General features: G+C 49.7%; 25 protein-coding genes. 16 read left to right on the plus strand and 9 right to left on the minus strand.

The features are described 5' to 3' along the window. Positions 1-50: 50 nt before the first annotated feature. Positions 51-716, minus strand: a complete 666-nt coding sequence (locus KNO85_RS01655) for a haloacid dehalogenase type II (protein ID WP_214786369.1) — start codon at positions 714-716, stop codon at positions 51-53. A 70-nt stretch (positions 717-786) separates the two neighbouring features. Here KNO85_RS01655 and KNO85_RS01660 point away from each other — a divergent pair, with 70 nt between their 5' ends. From KNO85_RS01660 to KNO85_RS01685, 6 genes are all read left to right on the plus strand, one after another. Then, positions 787-1,380, plus strand: coding sequence for an FMN-binding negative transcriptional regulator (locus KNO85_RS01660; protein ID WP_214786371.1), 594 nt, complete (start codon positions 787-789; stop codon positions 1,378-1,380). A 146-nt stretch (positions 1,381-1,526) separates the two neighbouring features. Further along, entirely contained in the window at positions 1,527-2,570 is a 1,044-nt protein-coding gene (locus KNO85_RS01665; RefSeq protein WP_376777991.1) for an iron-siderophore ABC transporter substrate-binding protein, read from the plus strand. Positions 2,571-2,590: 20 nt separating this feature from the next. Continuing rightward, positions 2,591-3,592, plus strand: a complete 1,002-nt coding sequence (locus KNO85_RS01670) for a FecCD family ABC transporter permease (RefSeq protein WP_251130563.1) — start codon at positions 2,591-2,593, stop codon at positions 3,590-3,592. Then, entirely contained in the window at positions 3,589-4,620 is a 1,032-nt protein-coding gene (locus KNO85_RS01675; RefSeq protein WP_214786374.1) for a FecCD family ABC transporter permease, read from the plus strand. Before KNO85_RS01670 ends, KNO85_RS01675 begins: the two co-directional genes overlap by 4 nt. After that, positions 4,621-5,457, plus strand: coding sequence for an ABC transporter ATP-binding protein (locus tag KNO85_RS01680; RefSeq protein WP_214687506.1), 837 nt, complete (start codon positions 4,621-4,623; stop codon positions 5,455-5,457). 170 nt (positions 5,458-5,627) lie between these two features. Continuing rightward, entirely contained in the window at positions 5,628-6,026 is a 399-nt protein-coding gene (locus tag KNO85_RS01685; protein ID WP_214786376.1) for a cytidine deaminase, read from the plus strand. A gap of 43 nt (positions 6,027-6,069) precedes the next feature. Here the strand turns inward: KNO85_RS01685 and KNO85_RS01690 are convergent, their stop codons facing one another. Next, the gene (locus KNO85_RS01690; protein ID WP_214786378.1) at positions 6,070-7,002 is read right to left on the minus strand and encodes a M23 family metallopeptidase; all 933 of its coding nucleotides are present in this window, start codon (positions 7,000-7,002) and stop codon (positions 6,070-6,072) included. A gap of 117 nt (positions 7,003-7,119) precedes the next feature. On the opposite strand from KNO85_RS01690, the gene KNO85_RS01695 reads away from it, so the two are divergent. From KNO85_RS01695 to KNO85_RS01710, 4 genes are all read left to right on the plus strand, one after another. After that, positions 7,120-7,338 carry a type II toxin-antitoxin system Phd/YefM family antitoxin gene (locus KNO85_RS01695; protein ID WP_214786380.1) on the plus strand — a complete coding sequence of 73 codons (219 nt, stop codon included), beginning with the start codon at positions 7,120-7,122 and terminating at the stop codon, positions 7,336-7,338. Positions 7,339-7,487: 149 nt separating this feature from the next. Continuing rightward, positions 7,488-7,805: an ArsR/SmtB family transcription factor gene (locus KNO85_RS01700; RefSeq protein WP_214742031.1), complete on the plus strand. Its 318-nt coding sequence runs from the start codon at positions 7,488-7,490 to the stop codon at positions 7,803-7,805. 76 nt (positions 7,806-7,881) lie between these two features. Next, positions 7,882-8,310, plus strand: a complete 429-nt coding sequence (locus tag KNO85_RS01705; RefSeq protein WP_214786382.1) for a DMT family transporter — start codon at positions 7,882-7,884, stop codon at positions 8,308-8,310. 16 nt (positions 8,311-8,326) lie between these two features. Next, positions 8,327-8,809, plus strand: a complete 483-nt coding sequence (locus KNO85_RS01710) for a DMT family transporter (protein ID WP_214786384.1) — start codon at positions 8,327-8,329, stop codon at positions 8,807-8,809. Between the two features lie 73 nt (positions 8,810-8,882). Here KNO85_RS01710 and KNO85_RS01715 read toward each other — a convergent pair whose 3' ends face one another. Continuing rightward, the gene (locus KNO85_RS01715; RefSeq protein WP_214786386.1) at positions 8,883-9,773 is read right to left on the minus strand and encodes a helix-turn-helix transcriptional regulator; all 891 of its coding nucleotides are present in this window, start codon (positions 9,771-9,773) and stop codon (positions 8,883-8,885) included. 75 nt (positions 9,774-9,848) lie between these two features. Between KNO85_RS01715 and KNO85_RS01720 the strand changes: the two genes are divergently transcribed. From KNO85_RS01720 to KNO85_RS01730, 3 genes are all read left to right on the plus strand, one after another. Beyond that, positions 9,849-10,379: a dihydrofolate reductase family protein gene (locus tag KNO85_RS01720; protein ID WP_214786388.1), complete on the plus strand. Its 531-nt coding sequence runs from the start codon at positions 9,849-9,851 to the stop codon at positions 10,377-10,379. Positions 10,380-10,579: 200 nt separating this feature from the next. Then, entirely contained in the window at positions 10,580-11,647 is a 1,068-nt protein-coding gene (locus KNO85_RS01725) for a GGDEF domain-containing protein (protein WP_214786390.1), read from the plus strand. Between the two features lie 27 nt (positions 11,648-11,674). Then, positions 11,675-13,966, plus strand: coding sequence for a putative bifunctional diguanylate cyclase/phosphodiesterase (locus KNO85_RS01730; RefSeq protein WP_214786391.1), 2,292 nt, complete (start codon positions 11,675-11,677; stop codon positions 13,964-13,966). Between the two features lie 85 nt (positions 13,967-14,051). On the opposite strand, the gene KNO85_RS01735 is transcribed toward KNO85_RS01730, so the two are convergent. The 6 genes from KNO85_RS01735 to KNO85_RS01760 form a co-directional block, all read right to left on the minus strand. After that, positions 14,052-14,786: a polysaccharide deacetylase family protein gene (locus tag KNO85_RS01735; RefSeq protein ID WP_214786393.1), complete on the minus strand. Its 735-nt coding sequence runs from the start codon at positions 14,784-14,786 to the stop codon at positions 14,052-14,054. A gap of 123 nt (positions 14,787-14,909) precedes the next feature. Then, positions 14,910-15,380 carry a GNAT family N-acetyltransferase gene (locus tag KNO85_RS01740; protein ID WP_214786395.1) on the minus strand — a complete coding sequence of 157 codons (471 nt, stop codon included), beginning with the start codon at positions 15,378-15,380 and terminating at the stop codon, positions 14,910-14,912. 124 nt (positions 15,381-15,504) lie between these two features. After that, positions 15,505-17,004 (minus strand): gluconokinase, encoded by a 1,500-nt coding sequence (gntK, locus tag KNO85_RS01745; protein WP_214786397.1) that lies wholly within the window; start codon positions 17,002-17,004, stop codon positions 15,505-15,507. 16 nt (positions 17,005-17,020) lie between these two features. Beyond that, positions 17,021-18,364, minus strand: a complete 1,344-nt coding sequence (locus KNO85_RS01750; protein ID WP_214786398.1) for a GntT/GntP/DsdX family permease — start codon at positions 18,362-18,364, stop codon at positions 17,021-17,023. An 89-nt stretch (positions 18,365-18,453) separates the two neighbouring features. Beyond that, positions 18,454-19,335 carry a phosphogluconate dehydrogenase (NAD(+)-dependent, decarboxylating) gene (gene gnd, locus KNO85_RS01755; RefSeq protein WP_214786399.1) on the minus strand — a complete coding sequence of 294 codons (882 nt, stop codon included), beginning with the start codon at positions 19,333-19,335 and terminating at the stop codon, positions 18,454-18,456. 138 nt (positions 19,336-19,473) lie between these two features. Beyond that, on the minus strand, positions 19,474-21,945 hold the full coding sequence (locus tag KNO85_RS01760; RefSeq protein WP_260569794.1) for a bifunctional diguanylate cyclase/phosphodiesterase: 2,472 nt from the start codon (positions 21,943-21,945) through the stop codon (positions 19,474-19,476). A 149-nt stretch (positions 21,946-22,094) separates the two neighbouring features. On the opposite strand from KNO85_RS01760, the gene KNO85_RS01765 reads away from it, so the two are divergent. From KNO85_RS01765 to KNO85_RS01775, 3 genes are all read left to right on the plus strand, one after another. Next, entirely contained in the window at positions 22,095-22,943 is an 849-nt protein-coding gene (locus tag KNO85_RS01765; protein ID WP_214786400.1) for a MurR/RpiR family transcriptional regulator, read from the plus strand. Between the two features lie 83 nt (positions 22,944-23,026). Then, a complete protein-coding gene (locus KNO85_RS01770; protein ID WP_214786401.1) occupies positions 23,027-23,413 on the plus strand; it encodes a hypothetical protein in 387 nt (128 codons plus the stop codon). Between the two features lie 78 nt (positions 23,414-23,491). Then, positions 23,492-25,036, plus strand: coding sequence for an FMN-binding glutamate synthase family protein (locus tag KNO85_RS01775; protein ID WP_214789765.1), 1,545 nt, complete (start codon positions 23,492-23,494; stop codon positions 25,034-25,036). Positions 25,037-25,041: the final 5 nt, after the last annotated feature.

The following is a 25,041-nucleotide window of genomic DNA, read 5'->3' on the forward strand; positions in this document are numbered from 1 at the left end:
CCTCGTTTCGGTCATATTTTCTCTATTTTCTCACATCTTAACCGAAGCGGTTAGACCCATTCTAAGATTCCATTCAAATCGTCATAGATCGTATCGGGCGCAACATCGAACTCCTCGAACGGTAGGTCATTTCGGTTGATCCATGCCGCATGGAAGCCGAAGTTTTTCGCTCCGGCGATGTCCCAACCGTTCGACGATAAGAAGAGCACCTCGTCACGGCGAAGACCGGAAGTCTTGAACCAGTGCATATAGGCGGCTGGAGTTGGTTTCGGTTGTTTGATGCCGTCGACGCTGACGATGTCATCGAAATAGTCCGTAAATCCGGCGTTTTGAAGTAGCGCCTCAAGCATTTCGTCCGTTCCGTTTGAGAGGATGACGGTCTTCAAGTCATGTAGCTGTTTCAAGACAGACTCGACTTCTTCGTAAGGGGTGAGGTGCGCATATGATGCGATCAGGCGCTGTTCGATGTCCTCCGTCGCTTTTGCGTCATGGACGGCGAGTGCGTAACGGAGTGCGTCCCGGGTCACCGTATCAAAATCTTCGTAGCGACCCATCATGTGCCGCCAAAAGAAATACTCGAGTTGTTTTGTCCGCCACACTTGGCTGATGGCTGCTCCTTTTTCAGGGAACGCTTCTTCACAGGCATCCTTCACCGAATGGACGTCGAATAAGGTGCCGTATACGTCAAAGACGATGGCTTTGATTGTTGGTTTCATAAGAACATTCCTCCTTCTGTGTCGTTATACCCGTCTTTTCAGAATATAATGGGGGAAAGGGGGCTCAATCATGTATATCCAAAACCGCTATTCCGTAGAAGATCAGGCAGATATCATAGCTTTTTTACATGCCCATCCGTTCGGTACGGTCGTGACGCATGACGGGGACAAGCCGATCGCGACGCACGTCCCGTTACGATTCGATGAGGCGAACGGTCAATTGACGACCCACGTATCGAAAGCGAATCCGCAGTGGCGAACGATTGAAGAACAGGACGTTCTCATCATCTTCCAAGGACCGGACGCGTACGTGTCGGCGTCATGGTACGGACATGAGGACGTATCGACATGGAATTACCAAGCGGTACACGTATATGGACGTGCGACGATTCTCAATGAGACCGAGTTGATTGAAGAACTCGCAGGTTTGCTGCACGAGCACGAAGGAGAACGTGAACATGCGGTGCGGTGGGATGATTTATCCGAACCGGTGAAGCGACAAATGCACGGCGTCGTCGGGTTTCGGATCGACATCACAGACATTCAGGCGACGTTCAAGTTAAGCCAAAACCGAAATGACGTGGACCATGAACGAATCGTATCGGAGCTTGAAAAACAAGATGAACCGATCGCAGACGTCATGCGACGACATCGGAAATCTTGATTAACCTGTCCTAAAATGGCAGTTTTTTTTCATTTTTGTTAGCCGAATAGCGGTTGACATGACTTAGGAGCAGGTCTATACTCATAACTGATAATGATTATCAGTATCGACAAAATACAGAGAAGTTCGAAAAGGAGAAAAATCACGTGAACAACACATTGAAGAAATGGTTACATATGTTCATCTTTGCATCGGCTTTTGCACTCATCTTAGCCGGTTGTGGTTCAGAAGAAGCGGAGAACGCTTCCACAAATGAAGAGACAGAAGAAGCGGCAGAAGGTTACCCAATCATGATCAAGCACGCATTCGGTGAAACAGTCATCGAAGAGAAGCCAGAACGTGTCGCAACGATCTCATGGGGGAACCATGATGTCGCACTTGCACTCGACGTCGTACCGGTCGGATTCTCGGCTGCGAACTACGGTGTCCAAGACGACAGCGGCATGCTTCCATGGACGGCAGAGAAGTTAGAAGCACTTGGGGAAGAGAACCCGAACATCTATCAAGACACGGACGGATTAGACTTTGAAGCAATCGCAGATTCAAACCCGGACGTCATCTTGGCGGCCTACTCAGGTATCACACAGGAAGACTACGACACGCTCAGTCAAATCGCACCGGTCGTGGCATACCAAGAAACTCCTTGGGTCACGTCATGGCAAGATATGGTTCGCTATGACTCACTCGCAATGGGACTTGGTGAAGAAGGCGAACAGTTGATTAAAGATACAGAGAAATTGATCACCGACAAAGCGACAGCCGTTCCTGAGATTGCTGGAAAGAAAGCCGCTTTCGTCTCGATGAGCGCGGAAGACCTTTCAAAATACTATATTTACACGACAGGTGACCCACGCGGTGCTTTCATCGAAGAACTTGGGATGGAATATCCGCAAAACATTTTGGACGAGGCAGAAAAAGCAGACAGCTTCTACCTTGAGCTCAGTAAGGAAAACGCCGACATCTTGAACGACGTCGACATCTTCGTCACATACGGGAACGAAGACACGTTGAAGGCGCTCCAGGCAGACCCGCTCTACGGGAAAGTGCCGGCGATTGAACGTGGATCGGTCGTCTTGATCGAAGACAACACACCGCTCGCAGCGGCAGGAACGCCGACGCCACTCTCGATTGAATATACGATCGATGAGTACGTCTCACGCGTATCGGATGCGCTCGCGAAAGTAAAATGATGCAACATCAGGTGAAACAGATGCATACCCCGAAGTATTTCCCGCTTCTTTTGGTCGGGACGCTCGTACTGACGGTGCTATGTATCGTGGCATCTCTTGCCTTCGGCTCAAGAACAGTCGGGTGGACTGAACTGCTGGACGGTTTATTCCGCCCGGCTGTTCAGTCGTATGAAGCGGACATCGTCCGAGAGCGGGTCGTTCGGACAATTTTCAGTTTCATGTGTGGCGCAGCGCTCGGTGTGGCGGGGGCACTCATGCAGTCGGTGACGCGTAACCCGATCGCCGACCCGAGTATTCTCGGGGTCAACACGGGCGCGGCGCTTGCCGTCGTCATCGGAATCGCATTTTTCAACATCTCGACGGCGAGTGCGTTCATCTGGTTCGCGCTCGTCGGGGCGTTGTTGACGGCCATTTTCGTGTTCGGCATCGGCTCACTCGGACGGGGTGGCGCGACCCCGCTCAAACTCGTCTTGGCGGGTGCGGCGACGAGTGCGGCATTATCGTCCCTCGTCATGGCGCTCATGATTCCACGTTCGAACGTCATGGACCAGTTCCGCTTCTGGCAAGTCGGAAGTGTCGGCGCGGGGAATATTGATTCCATCTATACGTTTTTACCGTTCTTATTGATTGGTCTCGTGATCGCAGTCGTGACCGCCCCTTCCTTGAACGCGCTCGCGCTCGGGGAAGAGATGGCGAAGAGCCTCGGTGTCCGAACTGGGACGTTGAAGCTGACGGCCTCGTTCGCGGGCGTCATCCTGTGTGGGGCGGCGACAGCACTCGCTGGACCAATTGGCTTCATCGGGCTACTCGCTCCTCATTTGATTCGGTTCGTGCTCGGTCCGGACCAGCGTTATCTCATGCCGATGTCTGCCCTCGCGGGTGCGATCATCTTGACCTTCTCGGACGTCATCGGACGTTTGCTCGGAAGTCCGGGCGAGCTTGAGGTCGGAATCGTGACGGCATTCATCGGGGCACCGATTTTGATTCTATTGACGATGAAAGTGAAAGTAAGAGGACTATGATGCAACCAGCGATTGAACAAATCAGACAAGGACGCATGAAGCGTCGCCGTCGCTATGTCGGGATGACACTGCTCTTGACTGTCATTGCGATCACGTTGAGCGGGTTGATGCTCATGTTGGGCAATACGATTTATCCGGTCCAGGACGTCATCCGCGTCTTGCTCGGGGAAGACGTGAAGGGGGCGTCGTTCGCCGTTGAGGTCCTTCGGTTACCACGTATGCTCGCCGGTGTCTTTGCGGGGGCAGCGTTCGGTGCGGCGGGAACGATTTTTCAGACGATGCTCCGCAACCCGCTCGCTAACCCGAACGTCATCGGAATCACGACTGGGTCGAGTGCGGCGGCCGTCTTCTGTATCGTCGTCCTGCAGTCGAGTGAGGCCATCATCTCGATTGCATCGATTATCGGGGGACTCGTGACAGTGCTCGTCATCTACTTCCTCTCCAAAGGGGCCTCCTTCTCGATTGGTCGCCTCGTCTTGGTCGGGATCGGGATTCAGGCGATGCTTACGGCGGTCATCAATTACTTACTCCTCATCAGCCGACAAAATGATGTCGCCATGGCGATGCGGTGGTTGACAGGAAGCCTGAATGGGGCGAAGCTAGAGGAGTTGCCGCCTTTAATCATCACGGTACTCATCTGTTTACCGATTGTATTGTTACTCACCCGTCAGCTCGAGATGCTCGAGCTCGGTGAAATGGCGGCGACAGGGTTAGGGATCAATACGAACCAAACCCGATTGCTTCTCATCGTTGCTGCGGTGTTCATGCTCGCCCTCGCGACAGCGACGACGGGACCGATCGCCTTCATCGCCTTTTTGGCGGGGCCGATCGCCAAACGTCTCGTCGGGACGAGTCACGCGGGAATTTTGCCGGCAGCGCTTGTTGGTATCATCTTAGTGCTCGCGTCCGACCTCGTCGGACAATTTGCCTTCACGGCACGCTATCCGGTCGGTGTCATCACCGGGATCATCGGCGCGCCTTATCTCTTATACTTGTTGATTCGGATGAACCAGAAAGGGGACTTCTAAATGGCATCCATTATGAAAGTGGAACATCTCACCTCAGGGTATGAGGACAAGATGATTTTGAACGATATCAGCCTTGAAATTCCGAGCAACCAGATTAGCATCATCATTGGTGCGAACGGTTGTGGGAAGTCGACGCTACTGAAGACGATGGCACGCCTCATCAAGCCGAGTGCCGGTCAAGTGACGCTTTACGATAAGCCGATCTCGAAGATGGCACCGAAAAAGCTGGCGCGTGTCCTCGGGATGTTGCCACAGTCCCCCGTCGTACCGGAAGGAATCACGGTCGCCGATCTCGTCGGTCGCGGTCGTTATCCGCATCAATCGTTCTTAAAGGGATGGACGAAAGCCGATTATGAGGCCGTCGCCGAGGCGATGGAGATGATGAACATTACGGAGTTTGCGGACCGTCCGATCGACGAGTTGTCAGGCGGACAGCGCCAGCGCGTCTGGATCGCGATGGCACTTGCCCAACAGACGGACGTTCTCTTTTTAGACGAGCCGACGACGTATCTCGATATTACGTATCAGGTCGAGATTCTCGACTTGTTGACGGACTTGAATCGAAAGTACGGGACGACGATTGTCATGGTGCTACACGACATCAACTTGTCGGCACGTTATGCCGACTACATCTTCGCACTCGACAAAGGGAAGTTGATTGCTGAAGGGAAGCCATCGGACGTCATCACATGTGACTTGATCCATCGGGTCTTCAACCTCCGCTGTTCGGTCATGTGTGACCCGGTGTCGGGTTCACCGTCGGTCATTCCGATCGGTCGCCACCATGTACAGACAGAAACGGAAGAGGCGCCTGTCGCGCAGCTTGAGTTGGTATAACGAAAATCGAGAAGGAGCGAATGTTCCTTCTTTTTTTTGCATTGATGAAAGCGTTCTAAAAAAGTCGTTGACTTCTCTTTGAGGCGGGTGTATGCTAAAAATCCTGCCCAAAAATGAGAGGCATGGGGACTGGCATCAGTTCATTCGATTTTTGAGAGGAATGACTTAAGATGAACCAACAACAATTAGTCGAGCGCGCACGCCAATTGAAAGACAATGCGTATTCACCATATTCGAAGTTCCGCGTCGGAGCGGCACTTCTCATGAAGGACGGCACGGTCATCGACGGCGTCAACGTCGAGAACGTCTCGTTTGGAGCGACAAACTGTGCGGAGCGTACGGCCATCTTCACAGCAATCGCGCAAGGATATAAAAAAGGTGACTTCGAAGCGGTTGCCGTGTCTGGGGACACGGACGACTTCTTGCCACCGTGCAGCATTTGCCGCCAAGTCATGGTCGAGTTCGGCGATCCTGACTTCAAAGTACTCCTCACGAACGGCAACGCCGATGTGAAAGAAGTGACGCTTGGGGAACTCGTCCCGCTCGCGTTTACTGATTTGGATATGTGAGTTCGAACCCCTTGGATGTATTGTCTAAGGGGTTTGTTCTTGTCTACTTTAAAAAGTGAAAAAGTAATCGAGGGATGGCCAGAACAATTTCAAGTGTCAAATCGAAGACATCATACCCGTCCCAAAGTCTTTCGGCTCGTGGGACGATAATTTGACCACGAACAGGTTGCATTCTCCCTTTCCAACGAATCGGGAGAGCGGTCGCGGTATCCACATCCGGGTGATTCATGACACGCATATGTAAGCGTGGCTCTAGTGTGTTTCCGGAACGTCCACAGCGTCCGATTAACTGTTTGGTTTTAAGTTGTTCCCCGACATGAACGGCAATCGAACCATTCTCTAGATGGGCGAGAAGGCTATATTCATCATGTTTGTGTTGAATGATGATGTAATTGCCGAGTGGATGGTCATCATTTGGTTCATCTGGTAAGCCATCGACGACCTGATAAACCGTACCATCTAATGGAGCAATCACTCGCTCCCCAAATGCATACGAGCCATCAATTCCGACTTTTCTACGATTGTAAGGTTGTTGATCTTTTGTTTTTAAAAAATCATAGCCAACACGTTTCTTTCGAATCGGTTCATGGAGATACATTCCGACGTTCGTCCCTTCTGAGACGACGAACCACTCTTCTTTGAATGGGAGACGGTATTTGTTTTTCGTGAAAGGGTTGGTCTCTTTTGAAGAGGATGTGACAGTCATCTGAATGGATTCAATCTCATTCGCGCGATTGAATTGAACGGACAATAACTTTTCTTTTCGGAAATCCGACCATAAGACATACCGATTCCCGTTCAATACCATCTCGTTGAGCAGACGATAGCGCCGAATTCCGTGATGAAACGAAGATGCCTGACGATGAAAGGCATCCATGGAATATTGAGATTTGAATAAATCGCTTGTCTGATGATAAAGATCATCGAATTGACCCGACTTGAATAAGAGGATGAACTGTTTGTACTCGTGACGCATACGCATACCGCCTTTGTTGAGTGTTGGTTTTATATACGGACAAAAATTCATAAATGTTTCGTCGTAAAATAGAGTGATGTTTTGATGTACAATAGGCGTAAATGAAGGGTGATTTGAATGTCTACGATTCCATGCAAGAAAGCTCGAGAAGAGTTTGGGTATATGCTTCATCAAGTATGTGAAACTGGTGAGATAATCGTTGTTTCTAGAAAGAATAGGAAAAATGCTATTATTCTGTCTGAAGGAGAATATGCAAGCTTGTTGGAAACAGTTTATTTGTTAGATAGCCCTAAAAATGCAGAACATTTATTAGATTCTATTGCGAGTATAGAATAGATCACTAAAAAATGAGAACTACTATAATAGATGATTTCTGCTGTATAAGTATCACGAGCGAATAATGTTTGCATGTGCAACTAGACTCACATCAATCAAAGATGAGAGTCTTTTTTGACATTTCGAGAATTATCGAATAACATAAGCGTATGAAAAATGCTGTGGAACTATTTAAAGTGTTGGGAAATGAAACGCGACTCGAAATGTTGCATTGGCTGAAAGAACCGATGCGTCACTTTGATAAACCGACAGCGCATCTTACGAAAAATATGAGCGAGAAAGGAGGCGTATGCGTTGGGGATATCCAAGAGAAGACCACGTTATCCCCGTCAACGGTCTCACATTATTTAAAAATGATGCAAAGCGTTGGCTTGTTAGAGTCAGAGCGACACGGGCAGTGGACGTACTATCGAAGAAATGAAGAAGTACTCCAAGAACTGTCTCGGTACATTGGAGAAGAGCTTTGACTCTTTTCCACGCTTTTAATTTCGACTTTTCTCGAAATGTAGATATAAGCAGCGGATAGAAATGGAGGAAGACAGGATGAAATCAATTTTTTACGTCCTCGCTTTTTTAGCGGGTGTGGCGCTCAGTCTAGAGGGAGCGATGTATGCGAGTTTAGGAGAAACAATTGGAAAACTCGAAAGTAGTTTATACAACTTTGCCGTCGGTACGATTATTTTAGGAGTGGCCTTATTATTCTTCGGTAAAGGCAAATTGTCGTATACGAAAGAAGCACCGAAATGGCAACTGACAGGTGGACTGCTCGGGTTAATTTATCTCACGATTCTTGTTGTTGGAATCCCGCTAATTGGCGTCGGGATGGCAATGAGTAGTGTTGTCGTCGGTCAATTGATCATGAGTATGGTGATTGAGCACAACGGTTGGCTCGGAAGTCCGAAAGTGACAGTGAGAAAAGAGAAAATTATCGCTGTCGGACTGATGATCGTATCGTTGTTCTTAATCTATTAATCGGGAGGTTTAACATATGTCTATATTATTATTGCTCGTCACCGTCATCGGAGGCGCGCTTCTCAGTGCACAGTCTTCTGTGAACGGAGCATTTAGCCGAAAGGCGGGTACATTAGAAAGTGCCTTCTTAACGTTCATTACGGGAGCCATGATGCTGTTCTTGCTTGTTTTGTTCTTTGGAAGTGGGAAGATTTTAAGCATTTTAGATGCACCGGTCTGGCAACTAAGTGCCGTCTGGCTCGGAGTCGGTTACCTGTTTTTAACGATTCTAGCAGTTCCCAAAATCGGGGTCATCGCAGCTAACTTGGCGGCGATTATCGGTCAACTCTCGATGGGAATGGTGATTGATCACTTCGGCTGGTTCGAAGGAGCTGTGATTCCATTCGACACGAAACGGTTGATTGCGTTGATCTTGATGGTTGTCGCTTTGCGGTTGCTATACGTAGGAAACGTGAAACAACAACGTGAGAAAGAGATGTTGGAAACAAAAGCATCATAATCAAAAGGCAAGTTATGAAGTCAATCATTCATAGCTTGCCTTTTTTAACGGGTTCAATTTTATTGAAACATCTTCATTGATAGTGCCGCATTAATTGTTCCGCATGCTCCTTCATCATCCCCCGCAACACACTCGGCGCCTTCACCTCTACTTCAGCCCCAGCCTTCAACAGCTGCCTCGACAAAAAGGGAAGTTCTTCTTCGGGTACGTCCCACTCATTTTTCTCCTCGATATCGGGTAATACATCTTCAAGCAAACGACGACCGAGTGGGGTGAGTTCGAGTCGAACGGTCACACCGTTTCGTTCATCACTTGCCTGTAATAAGCTCACCAAATCCTCGGACTCAAACGTCTCCTCAAGCAGTTTAACCGTTTCGATGCGATCGATTCGATATTGACGGAGTCCAAGTTCAGAGAGACCGAAGACGTACCACTTCAAATCAAGGAGTGCCATGCCGACCGGTGCGACGTTGAACGTGCGTTGTCCTTTGGTCGTCCGATACGTCATCTCTATCTTATTTCGATGTTCGATTGCCTGATAGATGTCTTTCGTGAACGGGGCTTTTGGAATCTGTTTGTTCCCGAGCCACAAAATGTTTCGCTCCAATCGACGAATCTTCGCCTCCAAGTCATGAGGCAACTCGTTCACGTACCAGTCGGATAGTGTGCTTCGTATATCCCCGAATGGCACGTTTGGGATGTGTTCTATCCATTTGAGTGTGAGATAGAGGGCGACGGCTTCCTGTTCGCGGAGATGGAGCGGGGGCAACAAGCGGTTCGGTAACATCTCATAGCCACCGCCAGTCCCGGGCATGCTCCAAATCGGATAACCAAGCTCCTCGAGTGACAGCATATCCCGTTGAATTGTCCGGATGGAGGCACCTGTCTCTTGCGCCAGCTCTTCAGCGGTAACGCGTCGTCCATGATTTAGCAATCGAATCAGTTGTAAATGTCGTTTCTTCACTTAAATCATTCCCGTCATCTTTTGTCGTGTTTATCAGATAAGCTGAATGTATCACGAATCAAGGAGGAAGACACGATGCCAAATGTAGTGTTATATATTGCGATGAGTTTAGACGGAAAGATTGCTCGGTCGAACGACCAGCTCGATTGGTTGTTCGCCGTAGATGGAGACGGGGATAACGGCTATGCCGAATTTTTCAAAACGATTGGTGCTGTCATCATGGGACGAAAAACATATGAAGAAGTCCTTCAATTGTCAGAGGAGTACCCATATCCAAACATGCCGAACTATATTTTGACGCATCAGTCTGATCGCGAAGCCGAGCATGTCACCTTTACGGACGAACCGATTGAAGAGCTGATTCATCGGTTGAAAGAAGAAATCGGTCAAGACATTTGGCTCATCGGTGGCGGGGAAGTCATCAAAGCGGCGATGGAACAAGATCTCGTTGATCGTTACGAGATTGCGATTGCGCCGGTCGTCCTCGGTGAAGGGGTCCCGCTCTTCCCAGAAGGTACGAAAGAGACGAAATTGCGACTAACGAACCAACGTGCATCGGGGCAGTTCGTCATGGTGACGTACGACAGCTATACAAATGAATCATGATGTCAAAACACTCTGTTCTATATGAATAGAGTGTTTTCAATGTGTAATCATGATGAAATAATGAAGAACCAATTTACTTTTTTGATAAAAATATTATTGAAATTTAATATCTTGAATAGGAAAATATTATTAATATGTATTCGATTTTTGGTAATAGAAGGGATATAGAGATCACAATCGAAACCGAGGTGTAAACGAACATGTTCATCAGTCTAGTCGCCAATTCGTGTATTGCGTTTACTGGGATTTATTTTATATCTAAGATTGTGAATCACCGTACGAACTATCTTCTTTTAAAAAAATTCTTCATCGGAATCTTATCTGGATGTCTGGGGATCTTTTTGATCACGCAAGGGGTGTTGTATGAAGAGGTTGTGAAAATTGACTTTCGTTACCTCGCGCTCATCCTGATTGGATTCTATCGGTTAGTTTCTCCATTATTCATTGCAGCGACCGTCATTTCAATCTATCGATTCAGTTTTGGTCTGAATCTACAATCCATCGTGGCTTGTATCGCCATCTTTCTTATCGCAATTGGAATTGTCATGATTTATCGAATCGCTCGACTTGAACAGAAATTTCTTCTATTCGGAATCATGCTGAATCTATGGGCTTGTCTCATCGCTTTTTTTGCCATCTATACGAATGGTGGCTTTACAGGGAGTGCATTCGCTGTCGGTCTATTAGTCGTGAGCATTAGTTTCCCGGTAGGCCTTTTAATCACCTTTTTAAATATCGATGTCTATTTGATTAACCAACGCGTGAAAGAGTATAAAGTGTCGGCCGAGACGGATCATTTAACAGGATTAGCGAACCGTCGGGCATGGGAGATGCAGATGAAGAAGTTCAAAGAGCGTGCATTGATTTGCAATGTGTTGATTCTCGACATCGACCACTTCAAACAAATCAATGATCGATTTGGTCATTCGAATGGGGATGAGATTTTAAAACAGTTCGCGCAACTTCTGTATCGAGAAACGAGGGACCACGATATTAAAGCGCGAATCGGAGGAGAAGAGTTTGGGATTTTGATACCGATGCTCTCCCATTCGGAGATTATGAACGTAGCAGAACGGATTCGGCGAAGTATCTCGAAGCACGAATTTAAACTGCTCGATGAACGAGTCATTCATATCTCCGTATCGATTGGGATTGCCAATGGAAAGAGTGAAAATCTGCAGCACATGATTCATTTAGCAGACGATTGTTTGTATCGTGCGAAAAATAGTGGGAGGAACTGTACGCACATTAACGAAACGGTTGTGTAATTCTTTAATGGAAAGGAAGTATGGTGAATGAAGATGACAAAACAGCCCATTTTCTTATGGTCAATCCTGACCGGTGGTGTTCTTCTGTCTCTTATCCTCGCTAATGTGATTGAATTGTTAGAAGGGTTACGTTATTTGAGTGTGACATTCATTATGTTGTTAGGTCTTCGTATTTCTGTTGAATCGTTAATGATCTGGCGAAAAAACAAAAGTGATATCCCTTTCTTTTGGCTACTATTCGGTATTGCGTTCACGTGTTTCTGGATGTATCGATCGCTTTACGAACTTTATATTCAATCTGACACGTTCATGCCGTACATGGTTGTCCTAGTCGTTGAAATCATGAGTTTCATCTCACTTTTCATTGCGCTTCTATACAAATTGAGTAAGCGTAGGTTACACGGAAAAGGAAAATCCTATGTATTTGATCTGCTGATTTACTTAACCATCCTTACAGCGATGATGATACAGGGATCGATGTTCCTCAATCAATCGGTCCACTACGATTTTATGGCGCACCAATATTTAAATAGTACAGTTCAAGTTTTATATACAGGCGTACTCATCACGATCCTGACCATCTTCTATTTTAATAAAATTGAAATGAACAATCGAAATACTACACAGGTTTTAGTCGGGCTGACATTGATCGTCTGCATTGATTTTGTAAAGTATCCGATTTATCACACGTCACAACCAGTGTTGGTTATGTTGGATTACCTGACATGGCTTCTTTCGTTTTTGCTCATCTCAAACGCCGTTCACAATCAGTTGACAGGGCGGAATACCACAAGAATCAAACCGAAGCGTCGAGAAAAGATGATTTTTTGGTCAGTCCGCGAGTTGTTGTTGCCGACTTTTGCGATTTTTGTGTTGCTTATATTGACCCTTGCGAGCTCGGGGTGGGATGTCGATTTATTTGGTCTTGCCGGATTGATTTGTATCCCGCTGTTCATGGCAAAACAGTTCGTGGTGTCGCGTGATAATACCCGCTTGGTCGAGAATCTCGAGCAGATCGCATATCGGGATAAAGTGACAACACTAGGGAATCGAGATGCATTTCTTCATATGTTACATCAAGAACTTGTATCATATGAAGACTCTAAAAAAGCGATCGTCATCTTGAATGTGAACCGCCTGAAAAAAATAAACGATACGTATGGTCATCGGTTCGGCAATGAGGTCATCCGAGAGTGTGTGCATAAGATCAAAGAGAATATAGATCCAGACCATGAATTGTTCGTCCTCGGGGGTGGGGAGTTTGCCTTCCTGTATACGATGACGACATCAGAGGAGATGGAGAGCAACTTGCACCAAGTGTCTCAAGCGTTCGCAACGCACGTTCATATCAATCAGCGTGATGTGTTAGTGTCCATCCGGATTGGTGTCTATGAAATCAATCACTCAGAAGACACGGTGACAAGCATTCTAGAAAAGGCGGATATCGCTCTCAAAAAAGCGAAAGAATATCCAACTCATTCGGTCGTCATCTTCAATGAATACCTTCAATCAAGCCTCATTCGAAAAATGAAGATTGAAAAGGAACTGCGTCACGCTTTGGCGAATGATGAATTCGATGTCCATTATCAACCGAAATTTTGTTTGAAGGATGATTCGTTGGTCGGGGTCGAGGCGTTAGTTCGATGGGAGAATGAACACCTCGGGAAAGTCGGTCCGGGTGAATTCATTCCGATTGCGGAACAGATGGGGTTAATTTATGAAATTGGCGAATGTGTGTTTCGTCAGGCCGTTGGGCAGTGTCTGAATTGGAATCAATGGCTAGATGAACCGATTTCGGTATCCGTCAACGTTTCCGTTTTACAACTGGAAGATCGACGTTTCGTCGGTATGATTGAGGATGCAATTCAACAAATTGGAATCCCCCCAGAGTTAGTAGAATTAGAAATCACTGAAAGTGTGGCGCAAAATTTAGACGAGAATCGCATCACGTTGAGCCAATTGAAGCAAATCGGTGTGAAATGCTCCATCGATGACTTCGGAACAGGATATTCTTCACTGAATGTACTTGAACAACTCCCAATCGATACGCTGAAAATTGATAAATCGTTTATCGACCGGCTGAATCATCGAATCAGTCAATCTGTCATCGAGACGATTATTCATTTATGTACAGTGCTCAACCTTGAAATTGTGGCAGAAGGCATCGAGTCAAAAAACCAGGCAGACGTGTTGAGAGAGATCGGCTGTAATATCGGACAAGGCTATTACTTCTCAAAACCGCTCAATCAACGCGATATGAGTCAGTTATTGAGAAACTACTCGAAAGAAAACAAGAAACGGGTGGCCCGTCCATCTTGATGAAGAAAGAGCATTAACGGAAAGTAGCGCATCGGTCATCCATCCGATGCGCTACTTTTCTGTAAAGTGGTAGACGATTGGTTAGTCACGGAGTAGCGCTGTCACTGACGTAGGGCTCCCATCCATCCGAAAAGTTGTGCGGCGTCTGGATGCCTTCTAACGTCCGAAATTCATAATCTCGCTCCTTCGCATAGCGGATGATCGTATCAAGTGCTTCTGGCGTCATCGAATGATCGTGTGCCAAGATGATGGAGGCAATATTCGCCACACGATTCGCCTCGAGACGATTGAACACGCGTTGCTCCACGCTGGCGTTGTCCTTCTTATAGATATGATCGAGACTACCAACATTCCAGTCCCAAATCGCAAAACCGGCTTCATCCATCGCTTGCCAATGCGCAGGCGTCATACCTGCATCACTGCCGTAAATCGTCCGGGCCATATTCGTATGAATTCCCGTTACCTCGTAAATGAGACGTTGTACGTCCTTCATCTGACGGACGGCCGTCATCGGTGACGCATAAAACTCTTCGCGTTCGTGTGTCATCCCGTGTAAGGCGATGAGATGACCTTCGGCGACGATGCGTCGAATAAGATGCTCATTCCCTTTGATATTCTTTCCGAGAATGAAAAAGGTCGCTTTCACCTGATGCTTCTTCAAGACATCGAGCAGCTTTCCCGTTTTCCAGTTCGGTCCGTCATCGAGCGTCAAATAGATGAGACTCGGGTCGTTATACGCTTTCGGCTCCGGGATTGCTGCCTGTGACAAGGAACCGATTAATAAAAAAATAGACATGAGTAAAAGAACGCGTTTCTTCATTCGAATGAAAACTCCCTCGAGACGATTAAACAAGTGACAGGGTATCGGTATGAAGCATAGATTATCACAAAAGGAGTTGAAGACGAAGCAAAAAATGCCCCTGAAGTGGAGATCTGAGTCGGTTCATTTCAAGATAGGGAGCTCGTAAATTTGTTCATCCATCTCTGTCATGGAATAGGTGAAGTTCAATTTTTTCAATAGCGCAATGGACGCCTCGTTCGTCTCAAGGACACCGGCCTTGAATGCTTCTGCTCCTTGGTCGGCCAAGTGATGAATCAAGCCCGACATCACCTCGAACGCATAACCTTGACGGGCGCGTGTGGGCGCGATCGTATAGCCAATCCAATACGTCGTCTCTTCCTGCTGAATATACACGTCCCCAATCAGTTCACCTGTCGTTTGGTCGATGATGGCGAGTTGCGCGCCTTGATGTAGCGATGGTTTACCGAGTAGGGCGCTCTCATATTCTTCACGGGTGAGCCCTTTGAACGATTGATGCTTCATCCAGTCTAAGTCGTTCCGATAGGTCATGAACGATTCGATGTCCTGTCGTTCAAACGGACGGATGAGACAGCGGGTTGTCATGAGTTGCATCGTTTGTTCCTCCTGTAACGTTTCATTCTTTCCTCTCAGTGTACCGTTGATGATGCAGATAGGGTAGAGGGTTGATGCATACAAAGACCCGTCAATCGAGTGACTGACGGGTCTTTGTTCGAACTTATACATGCTTCCGCTGAAATGCAGAAATGGCTTCATACTCTTCCGACAGATGACGCGACAGACGGATGTAGATCGGCAAGAGCTCCCGATAGACGTTCGTCGCTTCCATGTTCGGTGTATGCTCGTGGGTCACTTGCGGCACTTCTTGGAACTCCTCGATATCCCCGAAGGCGTATTCCCCGAGCATGACGGCCCCGAGGCATGAACTCTCGTGACTTTCCGGCACGACGACCGGTGTGTCGAAGATATCTGCCATCATCTGGCGCCAGAGGCTCGACTGGGCGAATCCACCGGTCGCATGGATACGGTTCGGTGCGCCCGTCAACTCATCGAGTGCGAGCATGACCGTATAGAGGTTAAAGATGACACCTTCCAACACGGCACGGATGAAGTGCTCCCGTTTATGGTGGATGCTGAGCCCGAAAAACGAACCGCGGGCGTTCGAATCCCAGAGTGGGGCGCGCTCACCCATCAAATACGGATGAAACAACAGCCCGTCGGCACCCGGCTTGACCGTCTCGGCGATACGGGTCAACACATCGTACGCGTCGATGCCGAGGCGTTTCGCCGTCTCGACCTCGCTCGCCGCGAACTCGTCACGGAGCCAGCGGAGGATGATGCCGCCGTTATTGACCGGTCCACCGATCACCCAATGCTTATCCGTCAGCGCATAACAAAAGATGCGACCTTTCGGATCTTCGACGGGTTCCGAGACGACCGTCCGGATGGCGCCGCTCGTCCCGATTGTCACAGCGACGACACCTTGTTCGAAGGCACCGACCCCGAGGTTCGAGAGCACGCCGTCGCTTGCCCCGATGACGAGAGGGAAGTCCCAGCCGAGCGTCTCGGTCACGTCAGGCGTCACCTGCAAGACTTCCGTCGTCGGAACGAGTTCGGACAGACGCTCTGGCGTCACACCGGCAACGTCAAGTGATTCCGCGTCCCAATCGCATTGTTTCAAATTGAACAGTCCCGTCGCCGAGGCGATGGAATGGTCGACGACGAAGCGTCCCGTCAACCGATAGAAGACATATTCTTTGATGGAGACGAACTTGTCCGCCTGCGTAAAGACGTCAGGATGCTCCGCTTTCAACCAGCGTAGCTTCGAAAGCGGTGCCATCGGATGAACCGGGGTGCCGGTGCGCATGTGAAGAGCACTCGCGTCAAAGTCGCGTTTGATTTCTTGCGTATACGGGTTCGCCCGACTGTCTGCCCATGTGATGCTGTTCGTGAGCGGGCGTCCTGACGCATCGAGTGCGATCAAGCTGTGCATCGCCGAACTGAACGATGCGAAGCGAATCGGACCGTCCGCTTTGGCACGGACCGCCGAAACGGCTTCGAGCACGGCCCCATAGATGACGACCGGGTCTTGCTCGGCCGTCTCCGTATCGGGTGTGAGAAGCGGATACAACACGTTATGTACCGCCAGTTGTTGATGACCGTTGAACAGGACGGCTTTCGTACTCGTCGTCCCGATATCGACCCCAATCGTAAACACACAATCACTTCCTAACTTAGATGATAAATAGGCTAATCAAGAACACGACGGCAAAGCCGGTGAGCCCGATAATCGTTTCCATGATCGTCCATGACTTGAGCGTATCTTTGACGTCGAGACCGAAGTAACGGTTGACGAGCCAAAAGCCTGAATCGTTGACGTGCGAGAGGACTGTCGCCCCTGAGGCGATGGCGATGACGATCAAGCCGAGCGCCGCGCCCGTGATGTTTTGAATTTCAAGTAGTGGTGTGATGAGTCCGGCTGCTGTGACCATCGAGACCGTTGCCGACCCTTGGGCGACACGGACGACCGTTGCAATCAAGAAGGCGAGGACGATCGCCGGAAGTGGTGAACCGGCCATCATTTCGCCGAGGACGTCACCGACACCTGAGTCGATGAGCACTTGTTTGAACACACCACCGGCCCCTGTGACGAGGATGATGATTCCGGCTGGCTCGAGAGCTTTCGTTGCAATCTCTTGGACTTCGTCACGTGAATATCCACGACGTGTGCCGAGGAAGACAAACGTGAGAAGCGTCGCAATCGTCAAGGCGACGAACGGATGTCCAAGGAACGTCAAGAAGTCACGGACGGCGTTCCCTTCGTCTAAAAGAACCGCTGATAATGTGTTCGCTAAAATTAACACGAGCGGGATCAAGATGAGCGATAAGATCATTTTGAAGCTCGGTAATTCTTTCGATGTATCGATTTCTTTGAATTCCATGTAGTCCGGAATCGTCACATGGATCTTCTTAGCAATATACTTCCCAAAAATAGGACCGGCTAAAATCATCGACGGAATCCCGGCGAGAACACCGAACAAGATGACCCAACCGAGGTCGGCACCAATCAAGTTCGCAACGGCGATCGGACCAGGTGTCGGTGGGATGAAACTGTGCGTGACCGCGAGACCCGCGAGGAGCGGAATCCCATAGTAGAGAAGCGAACGGCCCGTCTTTTTAGCGAGACCATATACGATTGGAACGAGAATGATGAAACCGACATCGAAGAAGACCGGGACAGCGACGATGAACCCGGTGATACCGAGCGCCCATTGTGCCTTGTCTTCCCCGAACTTACTGACGAGCGTCTGGGCGAGGCGTTCCGCGCCACCCGACACTTCAAGCATCTTCCCAAACATCGCGCCGAGACCGACGACGACGGCGACGAAGCCGAGCGTTCCGCCCATCCCGTTCTGGATGGAGGCGATGACGTCTCCGAGCGGCATGCCGGCCGCGACCCCGACGATGAGACTGACGAGTAACAACGAAACGAATGCGTGAAGCTTTGTGCGAATGACTAAAAATAAGAGCAAGAAGATCCCGGCTAAGGCAATCAAAATAAGTGTTGAGCCAGACATTGAGTATTCCCCCTAAATTCCGAATATGTAACCGTTTACAGTTTCTTGCAAAGGAGAAGGTCATTTCCCCGTGACCTTTTCCGCATTTCTTACTTCTTGACGACCGCGTGACCACCGAACTCGTTACGGAGTGCGGCGACGACTTTACCTGAGAATGTATCGTCCTCGAGTGAGCGATAGCGCATCATGAGCGACAAGGCGATGACCGGTGCTGCTGCCTGAAGGTCGAGCGCTGTCTCAATCGTCCACTTGCCTTCACCTGACGAGTGCATGACCCCTCGAATCTCATCAAGCTTCGCATCTTTCTTGAAGGCGTTCTCCGTGAGCTCCATGAGCCAAGAGCGGACGACCGACCCGTGGTTCCAGACGCGTGCGACTTGTTCGTAGTCGTAATCGAACGGGCTCTTCTCTAAGATGTCGAACCCTTCCGCAATCGCCTGCATCATCCCGTACTCGATTCCGTTATGGATCATCTTCAAGAAGTGACCGCTTCCGGCAGGTCCCGTATATAGGTAACCGTTCTCGACAGACAAGTCTTTGAAGATCGGCTCGATCGTTGGCCACGCGTCTGCGTCGCCCCCGACCATTGTACAGGCGCCATTCCGTGCCCCGTCCGTCCCGCCGCTCGTCCCGCAGTCGAAGAACTTGATATCCTTCTCGGCGAACTGCTCGGCGCGTGCGACCGAGAGCTTGTAGTTCGAGTTGCCGCCATCGATGACGATGTCGCCCGGTTCGAGTCGCTCATACAATTCAGCGAGTACTTCTTCCGTGACGTCGCCGGCAGGGACCATCGCCCAGATGACGCGTGGCGTCGATAACTTGTTCACGACGTCCTCGAGTGTCGGTACGATGGTGAACGCGTCCGATGTGACGTCCCCGACGTCCGTCCCGACGACCGTATGTCCGTGGTCGCTCAAGTTGAGCGCCAAGTTGTAGCCCATCTTTCCTAATCCAATCAAACCAATTTCCATATTGTCACCCCTGAAAAAGAATTTTTTTCCGTCTCTGTATTTATCTTATCAAAATAAATTCGATTTACAAGCGGAATCGCGGAATTTTTTTCTTTTTTGGGCATAAAAAATCGACCCCCGAGGTGGAGGTCGAACGCATCAACTTGAAGATGCTTTTTTGAATTGCTGGAAGAAGACTTCAATGTCTTCCGCCGGCAATGGGCGATTGTAATAATATCCTTGCGCCTGGTTGCATGATTCGGCTTTTAAGAAAGCGACTTGATTCTCCGTCTCGACACCTTCCGCGATGACGTTCAAATCAAGCTCATGCGCCATGCGGATGATTGTTTTGACGAGGGCGGCATCTTTTTCGTCGCTCTCAATATTTTTCGTAAAGTGCTGATCGATCTTCAACGTGTCGATTGGGAACAGCTTCAAGTAGCTGAGCGACGAATATCCGGTCCCGAAGTCGTCGATGGAGAGGTGGACACCGAGGGCGACGAGCTCGTGCATCGTCTCGATGGCACGGTCCGCACTCTGGATGACGCTCTCGGTCAACTCGAGTTCTAAGTACTGTGCCTCGAGACTAGAAGCAGCGAGCGCACGACTGACCACTTCCGGTAAATCTTTTTGGGCGAACTGGATGGCCGAGATGTTGACGGCGACCCGGAACGGGGGAATGCCGGCATCTTGCCACGCTTTGTTTTGACGACATGCTTCATTCAGGACGAACTCGCCGAGGCGGTGGATGCTTCCCGTTTCTTCGGCGATTGGAATGAATTCACCAGGCGAAACCATCCCGAGTTCCGGGTGTTGCCAGCGCACGAGCGCTTCCATGCCAATCACCATTTCCGACTCTAGTTGAATCTGTGGTTGATAGTGGACCGTGAATTCACCACGTCCGATACCTTTGCGGAGTGCCATCGACAAGTTTGAGCGACGAGACACGGATTCGTTCAATTCGTTCGTGAAGAACTGATAGCCGTTCTTTCCGTCAGCCTTCGCCCGATACATGGCGATGTCGGCGTTCTTGATCAACTCCTCTGCCGTATCCCCATCGGATGGATAGAGACTGATGCCGATCGAGGCGCCGGTGAACACTTCCTCGTTCTCGAGTTCGAACGGGGGATGGAGGACATTGATCAGTTCTTGTGCGCGATGGGCCGCCAAGTTACTTTTCGTAAGGGGCGACAAGATGATGAATTCATCTCCACCGAGACGGGCGAGCGTGTCCGACTTTTGAATCGTCGATTGGATCCGGGTCGTCACCTGTTTCAAGAACTGGTCGCCGATCGAGTGACCGAAGCGGTCGTTGATCACTTTGAAGTTGTCTAAGTCGATATAGTACAACGCGAACGGGTCTTGCTGGGACTGACCGAGTAGGGCATCGAGTCGGTCACTGAACAGACGGCGGTTCGGGAGACCCGTCAATGGGTCCAAATAGACGAGGTCGTTGATTTGCGCCTCGATTCGTTTCCGTTCACTAATGTCACGGATGATGCTGCTGAAGAAGATACCCTTGTCCGTCTTCCACGTCCCGAGCGACATTTCAATCGGGACTTCGACACCGTCTTTCCGTAAGCCGATGAGTTCCACCGTCTGACCGATGACGCGTTTCTCACCCGTCGTTTCATAACGTTGCATCCCACGTTCATGGGCGTCCCGGAATCGTTCCGGGATAATCGTGACAATCGACTGACCAATCATCTCCTCGTGTGTATATCCGAACAAATCGGTCGCCCCTTGATTCCATTGAAGGATGACGCGGGTATGGTCGGCGACGATGATGGCATCAGAGGCTGACTCGATGATGGATTCGAACTTCATCTCGAGCTCTTCCGATTGTGCCTCGAGCTGTGATGCCGTTCGGAGTGAGATGTACATAATTACGAACAAGGTCATGACGCTCGCTGCGATGACGTAGGCGAGAAGGGTGCTATCGACCGCATAGCCACTCATCGGTTTGACGACTCCTTCTGTCGGCGTGAAACGGGCAGCGCCCATCCCGACGTAGTGCATGCCGGAAACGGCGACACCAATCAAGACCGAACTGGCGAGACGACGCCAATGAAACCGTGAGACGTTCGGGATATAGAAGAGGATATACAATCCAACGAGCGAAGCGGCGAACGCGACGATGGCAGAAGCGACCCACATGACCGGGTCATACGAGAGGACCGCATTCATCTGCATCGCTTCCATGCCGATATAATGCATCGAGACGACCCCGATACTGATCAAGAAGGCGCAAAAGACGAGTTGTGTCGGTCGTGTCTCAGGATGACTGATGATCCAGAAGGCAAGACCAGAGGCGACGACGGCCGGCACGATTGATAATAAGACGATGCCGAGGTGATACGTCACGTCGTCGTTTAGATGGAACGCCAACATGCCGATAAAGTGCATCGCCCAAATTCCGAGGCCGAGGCTAAATGCACCGGCTACAATCCAACTGAATCGTGAGGCATATTTCGCATATTTTAAACGACTGCTAATATCGAGGGCGACACCGGCAGCAAAGATGGCGACAGCAATGGAAAGAATAACGAGTGGTAAGTTGTACGAGCTACTGAGGTGATGTTCGATTCGAAACAGTCCTTTCAATTTCAAATGGTACAAAGAGTGAAGCAATGAAAAAGTGCTTCATTAGAGTAGCACATCAAACAATCCGACTTCCTGTCTCCTTTTGTAAGGTGGGTCAATCTTTTGAGCGAATCACACATTGCGGAATTTTTTTCGAAACGGTATCGTTAAGTGAAGAAGAGAAAGGGTGATTCTTGATGGAAACGATGAACGGGACGGCCCGCATCCGTGGCGCCTATTCGACACTGAGTAAGAAAGAGCAACGCATTGCCGATTATATTTTAAAACAACCAGAACAAATCATTCATCATACGATCAATCAAGTGGCAGACGACCTCGATGTCGCCGAATCAACCGTGTTCCGCTTTTGTCAGCGCGTCGGATTCAAAGGCTACCAGGCGCTAAAAATTGCCCTCGCCTCGGATGTCGTCGCCCCGCTTCAAGACATCCATGAAGACATCACGGAGACGGACACGGCGCTCGAAATTGCGGAGAAAATTTTTTCGACGAACGGGAAGACGATTGAGTCGACGCGTCAGATTTTAGAAGGGGGTTCTCTTGAGAAGGCGATCGAATTGTTCCTCGGGGCACGTCGCATCGAATTTTTCGGAAGTGGTGGCTCGGCCGTCGTCGCACTCGATGCGTATCATAAGTTTGTCCGCAGCGGGCTTCAGGTGAGCGCGATTCTCGAGTCGCACATGCAGCTCATGTCTGCCTCGCAATTGACGACAGAGGACGTCGCCGTCGTCATCTCGCACTCGGGTGCCTCGAAAGAAACGCTCGATATCGCGAAACTCCTAAAAGAAAAAGGTGTGCTGATGATTGCCATCACAAACTATGCGAAGTCGCCCCTCTCGAAAATCGCGGACGTATCCCTCTATACTGTGTCCCAAGAGACGGCGTTTCGTTCAGAGGCGCTCGCTTCCCGAATCGCTGAGCTCAGTTTGATTGATGCCCTGTTTACGGCTGTCATGATGCGGCGCGGGGAAGCGGCACGGATGTCTCTCCAACAGATGCGTGAGGCGATTTCAATGCGCCGAATCTGAAGAAAACAGGGTTAACTTCTACAAAAAGGTGGAAATTATATACTCTGAGGACAACGAGAGGCTTAGAGAGAGAAGGTGGACCGATGAACCATATTGATTTTTTATCTTCCGACCATTACAACGAGTTCAAACGGTTAGCACAACGGCTCACGGATCCTGGTAGTACCAGTCGCGAATATTATGCCGCGCTGTACGTCATTGCGGGCAACCCGCACATCCGAGAATGTTTGCTTCCTTATATAGACCTCGAGGCAGGGAAGATTCGAACCTCTACGATCATCGATGACAACTCGTTCGATAAACGAGAGTTTGTACTCGCCAAACTCGTCATACATTTGTATAACTCAAAAGAGTGGGTCCTTCCGACCGAATTGATTGCCTTACCGGAAGAGGACTATAAATTAGCGATGCAGGCGATCACGCTTTGCCGAAATGAACAATTTGACGGGGTCACGATCCCGAGCGACTGACGACACCCTGTTATGTAGAATGGCAGGGTGTTTTTCGTCTACCCAAAAGGAGGAGAGCGTGTGTCACTGAATACGTCGATGTTGACTATCTTGCTTGTGCTCTTATTGCTGATTATGACCGGACCTCCGCTATTGATCTATTATTTTTGGTGGCGTGACCGAAACCAGCGTGAGCATTCTGTCCTTCGAAACTTCCCAATCCTCGGGAAATTGCGTTATATGTTCGAAAAGATGGGTCCCGAGCTCCGGCAATACTTATTTTTGAATGACAATGAGGCGAAGCCGTTCTCGCGGAACGAATACGAAGCAGCCGTCATTGCAGGGAAATATAAGTCACGCATCATCGGATTCGGGTCAGAGCGAGACTTTGAAGCGGGCGGATTCTACCTTCAAAACGCGCTCTACCCGACGAATCGGAACGAACTCCGCGTCGACAATTCAACCAAGGTATCGACGTGGGTGTATGAACTCGATGAAGATAACCTTTTCACCCGAAAAGAGCATCTCGTCGAACGTGACATTTCTCCATACTTGTTAGCAGAGGAAGACACGATTGTCATCGGGAAAGAGACATGTCGAGAGCCGTTCCATGTCCGAGGGCTCGTCGGCCAGTCGGCGATGAGCTTCGGCTCGCTCGGGGACAAAGCGATCACGGCCCTCTCGATCGGGCTCGGACGTGCAGGTGGGACATGGATGAACACTGGGGAAGGTGGATTGTCGGACTATCACTTGAAAGGAAATGTCGATATCATCTGCCAGATCGGTCCGGCGCTCTTCGGCGTCCGGGATGAGGACGGAACATTTTCCGTGGAGGCGTTCAAACAGAAGAGCGAACTTCCGCAAGTGAAGGCGTTCGAATTGAAACTCGCACAAGGGGCGAAGACGCGCGGGGGACATATCGATGGGTCGAAAGTGACCGACGAGATCGCCCGTATCCGTCATGTGCGGGTCGGGGAGACGATTGACAGTCCGAACCGCTTCTCCGAATTTCAGACACATACGGAATTGCTGGCATTCGTCGAGAAATTGCGTGAAATCGGCGGGAAGCCGGTGGGTATCAAGCTCGTCGTCGGCAATATGAAAGATATCGAATCACTCGTCCATGAGATGGCGACGTCTCAGACCGTACCGGACTTCATCACGATTGATGGGAGCGAGGGCGGGACGGGCGCGACGTATCAGGAGCTCGCCGATACGGTCGGCTTGCCGCTGAAGGCGGCACTCCCATACGTGCATCGACTCTTGATCGAGCACGGTCTTCGGGACCAGGTCAAACTGTTCGTCTCAGGGAAACTCATCACGGCGGATAAGGTCGCGATTGCACTTGCGCTCGGTGCCGATCTCGTCAATATCGCCCGCGGGCTCATGTTCAACGTCGGCTGTATCCAGGCACAGGTGTGTCACACGAACCGGTGCCCGGTCGGTGTCGCGACGACCGACCCAAAACTGCAACGTGCCCTCGTCGTCGACGAGAAGAGCTTTCGAGTGACGAACTATATTATCTCGCTCCGGGAAGGACTGTATAATATGACGGCCGCGGCCGGGGTCCGTTCCCCGACGGAACTGTCAGAGGAACATGTGATGTATCAGGAGCCGGACGGACGTGTAAGGACGATTGAATGATTTGG

The organism is Exiguobacterium sp. s124, assembly GCF_018617485.1.
GTDB lineage: Bacteria > Bacillota > Bacilli > Exiguobacteriales > Exiguobacteriaceae > Exiguobacterium > Exiguobacterium aestuarii.

Bases quoted from the DNA above. Each gene is read 5' to 3' on its own strand.
- KNO85_RS01765 (WP_214786400.1), top strand. From the start codon at position 22,095: ATGGAAACGATGAACGGGACGGCCCGCATCCGTGGCGCCTATTCGACA.
- KNO85_RS01725 (WP_214786390.1), top strand. From the start codon at position 10,580: ATGTTCATCAGTCTAGTCGCCAATTCGTGTATTGCGTTTACTGGGATT.
- KNO85_RS01770 (WP_214786401.1), top strand. From the start codon at position 23,027: ATGAACCATATTGATTTTTTATCTTCCGACCATTACAACGAGTTCAAA.
- KNO85_RS01700 (WP_214742031.1), top strand. From the start codon at position 7,488: ATGAAAAATGCTGTGGAACTATTTAAAGTGTTGGGAAATGAAACGCGA.
- KNO85_RS01670 (WP_251130563.1), top strand. From the start codon at position 2,591: ATGCATACCCCGAAGTATTTCCCGCTTCTTTTGGTCGGGACGCTCGTA.
- KNO85_RS01775 (WP_214789765.1), top strand. From the start codon at position 23,492: ATGTTGACTATCTTGCTTGTGCTCTTATTGCTGATTATGACCGGACCT.
- KNO85_RS01750 (WP_214786398.1), bottom strand. From the start codon at position 18,364: ATGTCTGGCTCAACACTTATTTTGATTGCCTTAGCCGGGATCTTCTTG.
- KNO85_RS01685 (WP_214786376.1), top strand. From the start codon at position 5,628: ATGAACCAACAACAATTAGTCGAGCGCGCACGCCAATTGAAAGACAAT.
- KNO85_RS01655 (WP_214786369.1), bottom strand. From the start codon at position 716: ATGAAACCAACAATCAAAGCCATCGTCTTTGACGTATACGGCACCTTA.
- KNO85_RS01690 (WP_214786378.1), bottom strand. From the start codon at position 7,002: ATGCGTCACGAGTACAAACAGTTCATCCTCTTATTCAAGTCGGGTCAA.
- KNO85_RS01735 (WP_214786393.1), bottom strand. From the start codon at position 14,786: ATGAAGAAACGCGTTCTTTTACTCATGTCTATTTTTTTATTAATCGGT.
- KNO85_RS01675 (WP_214786374.1), top strand. From the start codon at position 3,589: ATGATGCAACCAGCGATTGAACAAATCAGACAAGGACGCATGAAGCGT.
- KNO85_RS01680 (WP_214687506.1), top strand. From the start codon at position 4,621: ATGGCATCCATTATGAAAGTGGAACATCTCACCTCAGGGTATGAGGAC.
- KNO85_RS01695 (WP_214786380.1), top strand. From the start codon at position 7,120: ATGTCTACGATTCCATGCAAGAAAGCTCGAGAAGAGTTTGGGTATATG.
- KNO85_RS01660 (WP_214786371.1), top strand. From the start codon at position 787: ATGTATATCCAAAACCGCTATTCCGTAGAAGATCAGGCAGATATCATA.
- KNO85_RS01705 (WP_214786382.1), top strand. From the start codon at position 7,882: ATGAAATCAATTTTTTACGTCCTCGCTTTTTTAGCGGGTGTGGCGCTC.
- KNO85_RS01710 (WP_214786384.1), top strand. From the start codon at position 8,327: ATGTCTATATTATTATTGCTCGTCACCGTCATCGGAGGCGCGCTTCTC.
- KNO85_RS01720 (WP_214786388.1), top strand. From the start codon at position 9,849: ATGCCAAATGTAGTGTTATATATTGCGATGAGTTTAGACGGAAAGATT.
- gnd (WP_214786399.1), bottom strand. From the start codon at position 19,335: ATGGAAATTGGTTTGATTGGATTAGGAAAGATGGGCTACAACTTGGCG.
- KNO85_RS01740 (WP_214786395.1), bottom strand. From the start codon at position 15,380: ATGCAACTCATGACAACCCGCTGTCTCATCCGTCCGTTTGAACGACAG.
- KNO85_RS01730 (WP_214786391.1), top strand. From the start codon at position 11,675: ATGAAGATGACAAAACAGCCCATTTTCTTATGGTCAATCCTGACCGGT.